This is a genomic window from Pseudomonas plecoglossicida NBRC 103162 = DSM 15088 (assembly GCF_000730665.1).
Lineage (GTDB): Bacteria > Pseudomonadota > Gammaproteobacteria > Pseudomonadales > Pseudomonadaceae > Aquipseudomonas > Aquipseudomonas plecoglossicida.
This window is the reverse complement of sequence record NZ_BBIV01000016.1, coordinates 24,049-36,180: the sequence shown is the minus strand read 5'-3', so window position 1 is coordinate 36,180 and position 12,132 is coordinate 24,049. Positions and strand designations below refer to the sequence as shown.

Genomic DNA, 12,132 nt, shown 5'->3' with positions numbered 1-12,132 from the left:
GCGAAATATGGCGCAGCGGACGGGACTCGAACCCGCGACCCCCGGCGTGACAGGCCGGTATTCTAACCGACTGAACTACCGCTGCGCTAATCAACGAGTGGTGGGTGATGACGGGATCGAACCGCCGACCCTCTGCTTGTAAGGCAGATGCTCTCCCGGCTGAGCTAATCACCCTTCGTCTCGGTGAGGCGCGCATTCTACGGAGGAATTGGCATTCCCGCAAGCGGTCTGAGCGTCTTTTTTCAAGCTCGAGCGCATTCGAAATGCACAAACAAAAAAAGCGACCCTAAGGTCGCTTTTTTTGTTACTTCCGGGTGTTCAGTGGGCCCTGGAAGTGGAATATGGCGCAGCGGACGGGACTCGAACCCGCGACCCCCGGCGTGACAGGCCGGTATTCTAACCGACTGAACTACCGCTGCGCTATACATCGAGTGGTGGGTGATGACGGGATCGAACCGCCGACCCTCTGCTTGTAAGGCAGATGCTCTCCCGGCTGAGCTAATCACCCTTCGTCTCGGTGTGGCGCGCATTCTACGGAGGGCCTGCCACCCTGGCAAGCGTTATTTGCAACTTTTTCAAAAAAAATCTCAGGCCTTTCAAAGACCTAGCGCCGATGCCCGTTTCTTCTACTACTGGCCCTGTGACAGGGCTGGCCTGGAACCGCTGCTCGGAGAATAATGCCCGCCTTATGCATTAAGGAGAGATACCCCCCATGTGGTTCAAGAACCTGCTGCCCTACCGCCTGACCCAGGATGTTCCTTTCGAGGCTGAAGCACTGGAAGCTGCACTGGCCAGCAAGCCGGCACGCCCGTGTGCCAGCCAGGAGCTGACCACCTACGGTTTCATCGCGCCGTTCGGCAAGGGCGAGGATGCTCCCCTGGTGCACGTCAGCGGCGAGTTCCTGCTGATTGCCGCGCGCAAGGAAGAGCGCATCCTGCCCAGCAGCGTGGTCAACGATGCGGTGAAGGAGAAGGTCGAAGAGATCGAGACCGAGCAGATGCGCAAGGTCTACAAGAAGGAACGCGACCAGATCAAGGACGAGATCATCCAGGCCTTCCTGCCGCGTGCGTTCATCCGCCGCTCGATGATCTTCGCCGCCATCGCCCCGCGCCTGGGGATGATCCTGGTCAACTCGGCCAGCGCCAAGCGCGCCGAAGACCTGCTGTCGACCCTGCGTGAGGTCATGGGCTCGCTGCCGGTGCGCCCGGCCACGGTGAAGATCGCCCCGACCGCGACCATGACCGACTGGGTCAAGTCGCAACAGGCCGCCGAAGGCTTCTATGTACTGGACGAATGCGAACTGCGCGACACCGCCGAAGACGGCGGCATCGTGCGCTGCAAGCGCCAGGACCTGACCAGCGAGGAAATCCAGCTGCACCTGAGCACCGGCAAGGTGGTCACCCAACTGGCCCTGGCCTGGCAGGACAAGCTGTCGTTCGTGCTCGACGACAAGATGGTGATCAAGCGCCTGAAGTTCGAAGAGCTGCTGCAGGAGCAGGCCGAACAGGATGGCGGCGATGAGGCTGCGCAGCAGTTCGATGCCAGCTTCCTGCTGATGATGATGACCTTCAGCGAGTTCCTGCCGGTGCTGTTCGAGGCACTGGGTGGCGAGGAGATTCCGCAAGGGGTCTGAAGAAAAGCTGAACTGCCGGTGCTGGCCTGGAAGCTATCTTCGGTCAGTACTGGCCCTATCGCCGGCAAGCCGGCGATAGGGCCGGTGAAAGCTTGCCCAGCCCCCAAGAAATGTGCACTATATTGCCCACTGTGAGGACGGCCTCACGACGCAACGCGTGACCATTTCCGGGGACGGCCCCATCTTTCAAACGATGGAGACTCTCACATGTCCTGGATCATCCTGTTCTTCGCCGGCCTGTTCGAAGTTGGCTGGGCGGTCGGCCTCAAGTACACCGACGGCTTCACTCGCCCGCTCCCGACCATTCTTACCGTCGGCGCCATGGTCATCAGCCTGGGCCTGCTGGGCCTTGCCATGAAAGAGCTGCCGCTGGGCACCGCCTACGCCATCTGGACCGGTGTCGGCGCAGTCGGCACGGTGATCGCCGGGATCATCCTGTTCGGCGAATCCATGGCCCTGGTACGGCTGGTCAGTGTGGCGCTGATCATCACCGGCCTGATCGGCCTGAAAGTCAGCGCCAGCTGACCTTCACCCCCGCCTAACGCAGGTCACCACGCAAGCGGCTGACCTGCTCGCGCAACAGCTCAGGCTGCGCCGCCTCCACCGGGATGGCGGCCCCTGCCACGATGGTCACCCGCGACCACAGTCGCTTGAAAAAGCCCTTGCCCGGGTCACGACTGAAGAAGCTGCCCCACAGCCCCTGCAGCGCCAGCGGTATCACCGGCACTGGGGTTTCTTCGAGGATGCGGTTGACGCCACCCTTGAACACATCGATCTCGCCGTCACCCGTCAGCTTGCCTTCCGGGAAAATGCACACCACCTCCCCCGCCGCCAGGTACTCGGCGATGCGGGCGAACGCGCGCTCGTAGGTGGCCAGGTCTTCACTGCGCCCAGCGATCGGGATGGCACCGGCGGTGCGGAACACGAAGTTGAGCACCGGCAGGTTGTAGATCTTGTAGTACATGACGAACCGGATCGGTCGGCGAATCGCCCCGCCGAGCAGCAACGCATCGACGAACGACACATGGTTGCACACCAGCAGCGCCGCGCCTTCGTCAGGGATGCGCTCGAGATCGCGGTGCTCCACGCGGTACATCGAATGGCTGAGCAGCCAGATCAGGAAGCGCATGGTGAACTCGGGCACGATCCTGAAGATGTAGGCATTGACCAGCACGTTGAGCAGCGACACCACCAGGAACAGCTGGGGGATGCTCAGGTCGGCCACACCCAGCAGGACAATGGTGAGGATCGCCGACACCACCATGAACAAGGCATTGAGGATATTGTTGGCAGCAATCACCCGGGCCCGCTGGTCTTCGGCAGTGCGCGCCTGGATCAGGGCATACAGCGGCACGATGTAGAAGCCGCCGAACACGCCGAGGCCTACGATCGACACCAAGATCCACCAAGCCTGGCTCATGCCCAGCAGCGCCAGCCAGTCGTGAGGGGCCGCACCAGCCGGTACGTCGCCGGAATGCCACCACCAGAGCAGGCCGAACAGGGTCAGCCCGAACGAGCCGAACGGCACCAGGCCGATCTCCACCTTGCGCCCGCTCAGGCGTTCGCACAGCAGCGAACCGAGCGCGATGCCCACCGAGAACAGGGTCAGCACCAGTGTCACCACGCTGCTGTCGCCATGCAGCCAGTCCTTGGCATAGGCCGGGATCTGGGTCAGGTAGATGGCGCCGACGAACCAGAACCACGAGTTGCCGACGATCGAACGTGACACGGCAGGTGTCTGCCCCAGGCCCATGCGCAGGATCGCCCAGGATTGCGTGAAGATGTTCCAGTCCAGCCGCATCTGCGGTGACACCGCCGCCGCGCGGGGGATCCAGCGGCTCGCCAGGTAGCCCAGCACGGCGGTGCCGACCACGCCGCCGGCCACCACCGTGGCGTAGCTGCTGCTTGCCATCATCACCCCGGCGCCAATGGTGCCGGCCAGAATCGCGAGGAAGGTGCCCATCTCCACCAGGCCGTTGCCACCGACCAACTCTTCCTCACGCAAGGCCTGGGGCAGGATCGAGTACTTCACCGGGCCGAACAGTGCCGAGTGGGTGCCCATGCCGAACAGTGCCAGCAGCATCAGCGCCAGGTGATCGGTGACGAAGCCGAGGGCGCCGACGGCCATGATGGCGATTTCGGCCAGCTTGATGGCGCGTATCAGCGCGTCCTTGGCGAACTTTTCCCCGAACTGCCCGCCCAGGGCCGAGAACAGGAAGAACGGCAGGATGAACAGCAGTGCGCAGAGGTTGACCCAGATCGAGCGGTCGCCCTCGCCCAGGCTCAGCTTGAACAGGATCGCCAGGATCAGCGACTGCTTGAACAGGTTGTCGTTGAAGGCGCCCAGTAACTGGGTAATGAAGAACGGCAGGAATCGCCGCGTGCCGAGCAAGGTGAATTGCGAGGGGTGACTCATCGTCCATGTACCTGAGTTGAACCGTGAATGGCAGTTGCCTGTTTAGACTGCACGCAAAGCTTTCGGAGTTACATCGCTGTAGTCAACCGACAGATCGGGGGTTGCAGCGTATCCAGCCTCACTTATGCTCATGAATCGGCAATCTCCCACAACAAGGACGTGGCAATGCTCGCCGCCCTGAAGCACTACCCCGCAGCGGTCCGCCTGCTGTTGGTCACCACCTTCACCTTGACCGTGGCCCGCGCGCTGACCCTGCCCTACCTGGTGGTCTACCTGGCCGACAACTTTCAACTTTCGGTCGGCCACATCGGCCTGCTGATCGGCGGCGCTCTGATCGTCGCGTCGCTGTTGAGCCTGTATGGCGGGCATCTGGTCGATATCCTGCCCAACCACAGGCTGATCACCAGCAGCACACTGCTGTTCGCACTGGCCTTCGTCACCGCCATCGCCAGCCGCTCGGCCGGGCTGTTCTTCCTGTGCCTGGTGCTGATCAACCTGACGCTGGCAGTGGTCGACATTGCCGCCAAGGCCGGCTTCTGCACGCTGCTGCCGGTGGAGCGACGTGCCGAGGTGTTCGCTATCAAATACACCTTGAGTAATGTCGGTTATGCCCTCGGCCCGCTGCTGGGCGTTGCCATGCTGGAGCTGAACGATCACCTGCCCTTCGTCGCCTCGGCGCTGATCGGCCTGGGCATGTGCGTGGCCTACTGGCGCCTGGGCGATCGCGGGCTGAAGACGAGCCTGCAGGCGCCGCCCAGCGCCGGCTTCGCCCAGGTGGCGCTGGGCCTTGCAGGCGACCGGCGACTGGTGTGCTTTACCCTGGGCGGCGTGCTCAGTGCCGTGGTGTTCGGCCAGTTCACCGCCTACCTGTCGCAGTACCTGGTGGTGACCAGCAACGCCAGCGAGGCGGCGCGCCTGGTGGGCTACCTGGTCACCACCAACGCCGTGACGGTGATCGCCCTGCAGTACCTGATCGGCAGGCGCATCAGCCGCCAACGGTTGATGCCCTGGCTGCTGGCCGGCATGGCCTTGTTCATCGCCGGGCTGCTGGGCTTTGCCCTGGCCGGGTCGGTTCTGGCCTGGTGCCTGGCCATGCTGGTGTTCACCCTGGGCGAGATCATCGTGATTCCGGCCGAGTACATGTTCATCGACCTGATTGCACCGGAGCATTTGCGCGGGGTGTATTACGGGGCGCAGAACCTGTCCAACCTGGGGGCGGCGCTGGGGCCGGTGATGGTGGGGTTTGCCCTGGGGCAGTGGTGGCCGGGGGCGATCTTCTACCTGCTGGTGATGTCGGTGATACTGGCGGGGGTGTTTTATTGGCTGGGTATCCGCAAGGACTGATGTCGATAGGGCCCGTACAGACTGCGACAATCCGCCATAGCGACCATCGTCGGCGCTGACGAACCACGGTCCGCGTGCCAGACTGACTGATCGGGAACGCGTTACCTTATTTGCTCCGGAGTCTTCATGTCGTTGTCCAGCGGGCTGATCGCCGTGGTCGCCCTGGCCTATATGGCCATCATGTTCGCCATCGCCTTCTACGGCGACCGCCGCAGCACACCGTTGCCGCCGCGGCTGCGTGCCTGGGTGTACAGCCTGTCGTTGGCAGTGTACTGCACCAGCTGGACCTTCTTCGGCGCGGTCGGCCAGGCCGCCGAACAGCTCTGGGCGTTCCTGCCGATCTACCTGGGCCCGATCCTGCTGCTGATCTTCGCGCCCTGGGTGCTGCAGAAGATGGTGCTGATCAGCAAGCAGCAGAACATTACCTCCATCGCCGACTTCATCGCCGCGCGCTACGGCAAGTCGCAGACCTTGGCCGTGGTGGTGGCGCTGATCTGCCTGGTCGGCGTGTTGCCCTACATCGCCTTGCAGCTCAAGGGCATCGTGCTGGGCGTCAACCTGCTGATCGGCGCCAATGCCGATGCCACCGGCACCCGGGTACAGGACACCGCGCTGGTGGTGTCGCTGGTGCTGGCACTGTTCGCCATCGTCTTCGGCACACGCAGCCTGGATGTGACCGAACACCACCGGGGCATGGTCCTGGCGATTGCCTTCGAATCGATGATCAAGCTGCTGGCCTTCCTCGCCGTCGGCGTGTTCGTGGTGTTCAACCTGTACGACGGCTTCGACGACCTGCTGACCCAGGCCCGTCAGTCGGTGCAGCTGGACAGCTACTGGCAGGAGACCATCAACTGGCCGTCGATGGTGGTGCAGACCGGCGTGGCGATGATGGCGATCATCTGCCTGCCGCGGCAGTTTCACGTGACCGTGGTGGAGAACATCGAACCGCAGGACATGCGCCTGGCACGCTGGGTGTTTCCGATGTACCTGGCGCTGGCCGCGCTGTTCGTGGTGCCGATTGCCCTGGCCGGCCAGATGCTGTTGCCCGGCACGGTGATTTCCGACTCCTTCGTCATCAGCCTGCCGCTGGCCGAAGCACACCCAAGCCTGGCACTGCTGGCCTTCATCGGCGGCGCCTCGGCCGCCACCGGCATGGTCATCGTCGAGGCCGTGGCGCTGTCGACCATGGTCTCCAACGATATGCTGCTGCCGTGGCTGCTGCGCCGCAACAATGCCGAACGGCCGTTCGAGGCCTTCCGTCACTGGATGCTGTCGGTGCGCCGGGTGACCATCGTGGTCATCCTGCTGCTGGCCTACGTCAGCTATCGCCTGCTCGGTTCCACTGCCAGCCTGGCGACCATCGGCCAGATCGCCTTCGCCGCCGTGACCCAGCTCACCCCTGCCATGCTCGGCGCGCTGTACTGGAAACAGGCCAACCGGCGTGGCGTGTTCGCAGGCCTTGCGGCAGGCATCTTCCTTTGGTTCTACACCCTGGTGCTGCCCATCACTGCGCACAGCCTTGGCTGGTCGCTGGAACTGTTCCCGGGCCTTGCCTGGTTGCACGGCAACCCGCTGAACCTGCCGATCACGCCCCTCACCCAGGGCGTGGTGCTGTCGCTGGCCGGCAACTTCACGTTGTTCGCCTGGGTCTCGATGCTGTCGCGCACCCGCGTGTCGGAGCACTGGCAGGCCGGACGTTTCATTGGCCAGCAGACCAGCGCCCGCCCCAACAGCAAACCGCTGCTGGCGGTGCAGATCGACGACTTGCTGACATTGGCCTCGCGCTTCGTCGGCGAAGAACGTGCACGTCAAAGCTTCATCCGCTTCGCCTATCGCCAGGGCAAAGGCTTCAACCCCAACCAGAATGCCGACGGCGACTGGATCGAGCACACCGAGCGACTGCTCGCGGGCGTACTCGGCACGTCCTCGACCCGAGCCGTGGTCAAGGCGGCCATCGAAGGCCGCGACATGCAGCTCGAAGACGTGGTGCGCATCGCCGACGAAGCCAGCGAGGTGCTGCAGTTCAACCGTGCGCTGCTGCAAGGGGCCATCGAGAACATCAACCAGGGCATCAGTGTGGTCGACCAGAACCTGCACCTGGTGGCCTGGAACCGCCGTTACCTGGAGCTGTTCAACTACCCTGACGGGCTGATCAGCGTCGGCCGGCCGATCGCCGACATCATCCGCTACAACGCCGAGCGCGGCCTGTGCGGCCCGGGCGAGGCGCAGGTGCATGTGGCGCGGCGCCTGCACTGGATGCGCCAGGGCCGGGCACACTCCTCCGAGCGACTGTTCCCCAACGGCCGAGTCATCGAACTGATCGGCAACCCCATGCCCGGCGGCGGCTTCGTCATGAGCTTCACCGACATCACCCCGTTCCGCGAGGCCGAGCAGGCCCTGCGCGATGCCAACGAGGGGCTGGAGCAGCGCGTGGCCGAGCGCACCCATGAGCTGTCGCAACTGAACCAGGCGCTGTCGGAAGCCAAGAGCCAGGCCGAAGCGGTCAGCAAGTCCAAGACCCGCTTCCTCGCGGCGGTCAGCCACGACCTGATGCAACCGCTCAATGCCGCGCGACTGTTCTCCGCTGCCCTCTCGCAGCAGGCCGAAGGCCTGAACGAAGAAGCCCAGCAACTGGTCCAGCACATGGACAGTTCGCTGCGCTCGGCCGAAGAGTTGATCAGCGACCTGCTGGACATCTCGCGCCTGGAGAACGGCAAGATCACCCCGGACGCCAAGCCGTTCGCCCTCAACGAACTGTTCGACACACTGGGCGCCGAGTTCAAGGTGCTGGCAGCCGAGAAAGGTCTGGAGTTCCGCCTGCACGGCAGCCGCCTGCGCATCGACAGCGACATGAAACTGCTGCGCCGGGTGCTGCAGAACTTCCTCACCAATGCCCTGCGCTACGGCAAGAGCCCGATCCTGCTGGGCGTTCGCCGCCAGGGCGAGCACTTGTGGCTGGAGGTCTGGGACCGTGGCCCGGGCATCGCCGACGACAAGCTGCAAGTGATTTTCCAGGAGTTCAAGCGCCTGGACAGTCACCAGACCCGCGCCGAAAAAGGCCTGGGGCTGGGCCTGGCGATTGCCGACGGCTTGTGCCGGGTACTTGGCCACCGCCTCGAGGTGCGCTCGTGGCCGGGCAAGGGCACGGTGTTCCGGGTCAATGCGCCGATCGCGCGCCAGGCAGTCGCTGCGCCCAGCGCGCCGCAGGAACAGGCCAGCCAGCCCCTGGCCGGCCTGCAAGTGCTGTGCATCGACAACGAAGACAGCATCCTGATAGGCATGAACAGCCTGCTCAGCCGCTGGGGCTGCCAGGTATGGACCGCGCGCAACCGCGCCGAATGTGAAGCGCTGCTGGCCAAGGGCATGCGCCCGCACCTGGCGCTGGTGGATTACCACCTGGATGACGGCGAAACCGGCACCGGGGTGATGGGCTGGCTACGGGCCCGACTGGGCGAACCGGTACCGGGGGTGGTGATCAGTGCCGATGGCAGCAAGGAAACCCTGGCCACGGTACATGCCGCCGGCCTGGATTACCTGGCCAAGCCGGTCAAGCCGGCGGCCTTGCGCGCCCTGCTCAATCGCCATCTGAGCCTGGTGCAGTAAGCGCTGCGTCCGCCAGCGCCTCGTCGGACAACGCCCGCTCCAGCAGATCGGCCGGCAGGCTCTTGCTGGCCCGGGCACCGAGCAGCTTGAGCTGTTCGCTGCGACTGACCAGGTTTCCGCGCCCTTCGCACAGCTTGTTGCGCGCCGCGGCGTAGGCCTTGTCGACCTGCTGCAGGCGGGCGCCGAGCTCGTCCAGGTCCTGGATGAACAGCACGAACTTGTCATACAGCCAACCGGCGCGCTCGGCGATCTCGCGTGCGTTCTGGCCTTGCCGCTCCTGCTTCCACAGGCTGTCGATGACCCGCAGGGTGGCGAGCAAGGTGGTCGGGCTGACGATCACGATCTGCCGGTCGAAGGCCTCCTGGAACAGGTTGGGCTCGGCCTGCAGGGCCGCTGAGAAGGCTGCTTCGATGGGCACGAACAGCAGCACGAAGTCCAGGCTGTGCAGGCCTTCGAGACGGTTGTAGTCCTTGCTCGACAAGCCTTTGACATGGTTACGCAGTGACTGCACGTGCTGTTTCAGCGCGTTCTCGTCGTTGCTGCTGACGAACTGCTGGTAGGCCGTCAGGCTGACCTTGGCATCGACCACTACCTGCTTGTCGCCGGGCAGCATGATCAGGACGTCGGGCTGGAAACGCTCGCCGTCGGCGCTTTTCAGGCTGACCTGGGTCTGGTATTCGCGGCCCTTCTCCAGGCCGGCGTGCTCAAGCACCCGCTCGAGGATCAGCTCGCCCCAGTTGCCTTGGGTCTTCTGGCCCTTGAGCGCCTGGGTGAGGTTGGTGGCTTCGTCGGACAGGCGCAGGTTGAGCTGCTGCAAGCGCTCCAGTTCCTTGCCCAGCGAGAAACGCTCGCGGGCTTCTTGCTGGTAGCTTTCCTCGACGCGCTTCTCGAAGGCCTGGATGCGCTCCTTGAGCGGGTCGAGCAGTTGCCCCAGGTGTTGCTGGCTGGTCTGGGCGAAGCGCTGCTCGCGCTCGTCGAAGATTTTCGTGGCCAGGTCGGCGAACTGCGCACGCAGCGTATCGCGTGCTTCCTGCAGGTCTTCCAGACGCTGCTGGTGGCTGTCCTGCTGCTCGCGCAACTCGGCCTCAAGGCGCGCAGTCTGGGCTTCCAGGCGGCGCAGCTCGGCCTCGCGATTGGCGCGCTCCAGGTGCCAGGCATGGGCAGCGTCGCGGGCATTGTCACGGTCGATCTGCAGCAGCTCCAGCTCGCGGCCTTGGGCGGCCAGCTGGGCCTGCTTGACGGTGTTGGCTTCGCTGAGGTCGCTGATCTCGTCGCGACTGGCCTCCAGTTGCGCCTGCATGCCCGCCTGGGCCAGCAGGGCGCCGTTCAGACGCTCTTCGAGCAAGGCCTGTTCGCCTTGCCGGGCGCCCTGGCGGCGCTGCACATGCATGACCCACCCCAGGCACGGCAAGGCGCCTGCCAACAAGCCCAGCAGAATGCTGGTCAGATCCACTGCCATGCTTACCCCGATCATCCTTAGCGAATAGAGTGCAGCTTATCAGCCCGCCTGATCCGGCGCCTGCTCCGGCTCGCTGGCCTGGCACAACCGCGTATATTCCAGCTGTGCCAGGCGATCGCCCGCCCGCGCCGCCTGGCGCAGCAGGTCATGGCCGATACGCCGATCGCGGGCATTGCCGCAATCGCGGCAGAGCATCTGCCCCAGCCGGCTCTGGGCCTCCACAACACCCTGGCGCGCCGGTTGCTTGAGCAGGCGCCCGGCCAGATGCTTGACCTGTGGCTTGTCGCCCAGGCGCGGGCTATCGAGCAGCCAAAGGGCCACTTTCAGTGAAAAGCGTTTGGGGGTGGGCGCAGGTGACGCAACGGCAGGGCTGGCGAGATGTTTACCGCGAAACTTCATGAGAAACAGAGAAGGCAACTCGAAAGGCGCGCCACTCTACTCTTTTTTTCACGGCATGGCCTGTCCATTTCCCAAGGTTTGGAAAAAAAATTCATTGATCTTTTCTTGACGTTTTCAACGAGCTGACCGAACGGTCGGCAGGTGCCTGTCGATTGTCGGACAGTTCGCTGATTAGCTGGCACGCCCGTTCTAGAGCAAGCGCTCGGGACAATCCACAGTTCCTGTGGATAACTCGGTGGACAACCCCCTCAAGCACCCTTCAAACCCCTATGAAATGGGGCTTTGAGTCAAACTGACGATTTTTTCACCAGTAAAAATTAGTGTTTTTTTTCATTGACTTAAGGTGCCAGTCAAGGCATTGGCGAGTCGTCTTCGGGCTGTTGCCGTGCTGTTACAGGCCCTGCGTCAAATGTGCACAAGTGCACCAAAACTCAGCAGACGGATGCATGAAATCGATACATCCGGCACGTTGCCAGCCTTTTGCCCCTCTTCCCAACACGCTCGGGAAACGCCATACTGCTCGGCTCGGCTCAGGAAACGTACAATGCTTGCAAAGCCTGTTGCATTGCGGTAAGGTGCGCTCCGTTAGTACCAAGCTGAAAGTCAATTCTGGCCACAAGCGTCCTTGCAGGCCTGCTCCCCCCAAGAGCACCACTGCTGAAACCAGGACCGGCCCTTTCGATGATTCCCACGCCAGCCTCGCGCTGTTCAACACGAATCACATGACCGATTGATCAGGATTCCATTCCGACCGGCCCAGAACCTCGGCCCCGGCATGCTGCCTGCCCTCTGAAGTACCTACCAGTCAGCCCAAGCGCCCACCTTTTGATTGCGCTCTCTCTGGCTGCCCTGTTCCAGTCAGGTTCGTTCGTCCCTTAATAAAGGCGTCACTGGAACGTTTCTATCATGCACGGATCATAACCCCCGTGTTTAAAGCAGGAACCTCCAACAACATGCAAACTCATCATCAGATTCAGGCTGCCATTGGCACCCTCTCCCAGGCCTTCTCGCCGTTGAAGTGCCTTATCACTGCCCCACGCAAGGGCAACTTCAGCTTCACCCTGGTGGACGAACACGGCGTCGCCTGCCATACCGAACGCCTGTACCCCGAGCAGTACAGCCGCTCGGAACCGCTGCAGGCCGTGATCGCCCGGACCCGCCAGTCGCTCACCGCGTGAGCGGCGAATCCCGGGGCATTCGCCAGGCGAATGTCACCGTTGGGATGCTGCCTGAACGTTCTTGCCCTAATTGCCGCAGGGCATATGGCACCCGACGTCA

The 12,132-nt window shown here is 63.4% G+C and carries 7 protein-coding genes, 4 tRNA genes and 1 pseudogene; 5 read left to right on the top strand and 7 right to left on the bottom strand.

Annotation, left to right across the window (positions count from 1 at the left end; translation table 11 throughout):
• Positions 1-8: 8 nt before the first annotated feature.
• The 4 genes from PPL01S_RS11525 to PPL01S_RS11510 all read right to left on the bottom strand — a co-directional run bounded on the left by PPL01S_RS11525 (position 9) and on the right by PPL01S_RS11510 (position 508).
• Positions 9-85: transfer RNA gene (locus PPL01S_RS11525), tRNA-Asp, on the bottom strand.
• A 13-nt stretch (positions 86-98) separates the two neighbouring features.
• Positions 99-174, bottom strand: a tRNA-Val gene (locus tag PPL01S_RS11520).
• Between the two features lie 168 nt (positions 175-342).
• Positions 343-419 (bottom strand) — tRNA-Asp (locus PPL01S_RS11515).
• Positions 420-432: 13 nt separating this feature from the next.
• A tRNA-Val gene (locus PPL01S_RS11510) sits at positions 433-508 on the bottom strand.
• 204 nt (positions 509-712) lie between these two features.
• On the opposite strand from PPL01S_RS11510, the gene rdgC reads away from it, so the two are divergent.
• Positions 713-1,633, top strand: a complete 921-nt coding sequence (gene rdgC / locus PPL01S_RS11505) for a recombination-associated protein RdgC (RefSeq protein ID WP_016391326.1) — start codon at positions 713-715, stop codon at positions 1,631-1,633.
• Positions 1,634-1,840: 207 nt separating this feature from the next.
• Entirely contained in the window at positions 1,841-2,158 is a 318-nt protein-coding gene (gene sugE / locus PPL01S_RS11500; RefSeq protein WP_016391325.1) for a quaternary ammonium compound efflux SMR transporter SugE, read from the top strand.
• Positions 2,159-2,171: 13 nt separating this feature from the next.
• Here the strand turns inward: sugE and PPL01S_RS11495 are convergent, their stop codons facing one another.
• Positions 2,172-4,049: a 1-acyl-sn-glycerol-3-phosphate acyltransferase gene (locus PPL01S_RS11495; protein ID WP_016391324.1), complete on the bottom strand. Its 1,878-nt coding sequence runs from the start codon at positions 4,047-4,049 to the stop codon at positions 2,172-2,174.
• Positions 4,050-4,214: 165 nt separating this feature from the next.
• Between PPL01S_RS11495 and PPL01S_RS11490 the strand changes: the two genes are divergently transcribed.
• Together PPL01S_RS11490 and PPL01S_RS11485 are read left to right on the top strand one after the other, a co-directional pair.
• On the top strand, positions 4,215-5,393 hold the full coding sequence (locus PPL01S_RS11490) for an MFS transporter (RefSeq protein ID WP_028625981.1): 1,179 nt from the start codon (positions 4,215-4,217) through the stop codon (positions 5,391-5,393).
• Positions 5,394-5,519: 126 nt separating this feature from the next.
• Positions 5,520-8,996, top strand: a complete 3,477-nt coding sequence (locus PPL01S_RS11485; protein ID WP_016391576.1) for a hybrid sensor histidine kinase/response regulator — start codon at positions 5,520-5,522, stop codon at positions 8,994-8,996.
• On the opposite strand, the gene PPL01S_RS11480 is transcribed toward PPL01S_RS11485, so the two are convergent.
• Entirely contained in the window at positions 8,968-10,341 is a 1,374-nt protein-coding gene (locus PPL01S_RS11480; RefSeq protein WP_162176862.1) for a DNA recombination protein RmuC, read from the bottom strand. The genes PPL01S_RS11485 and PPL01S_RS11480 overlap by 29 nt on opposite strands.
• 171 nt (positions 10,342-10,512) lie before the next feature.
• Positions 10,513-10,854: pseudogene (locus PPL01S_RS11475) on the bottom strand (sel1 repeat family protein); the annotation flags it as partial.
• A 953-nt stretch (positions 10,855-11,807) separates the two neighbouring features.
• On the opposite strand from PPL01S_RS11475, the gene PPL01S_RS11470 reads away from it, so the two are divergent.
• Positions 11,808-12,032: a hypothetical protein gene (locus PPL01S_RS11470; protein ID WP_012313162.1), complete on the top strand. Its 225-nt coding sequence runs from the start codon at positions 11,808-11,810 to the stop codon at positions 12,030-12,032.
• The last annotated feature ends 100 nt before the right edge of the window (positions 12,033-12,132 follow it).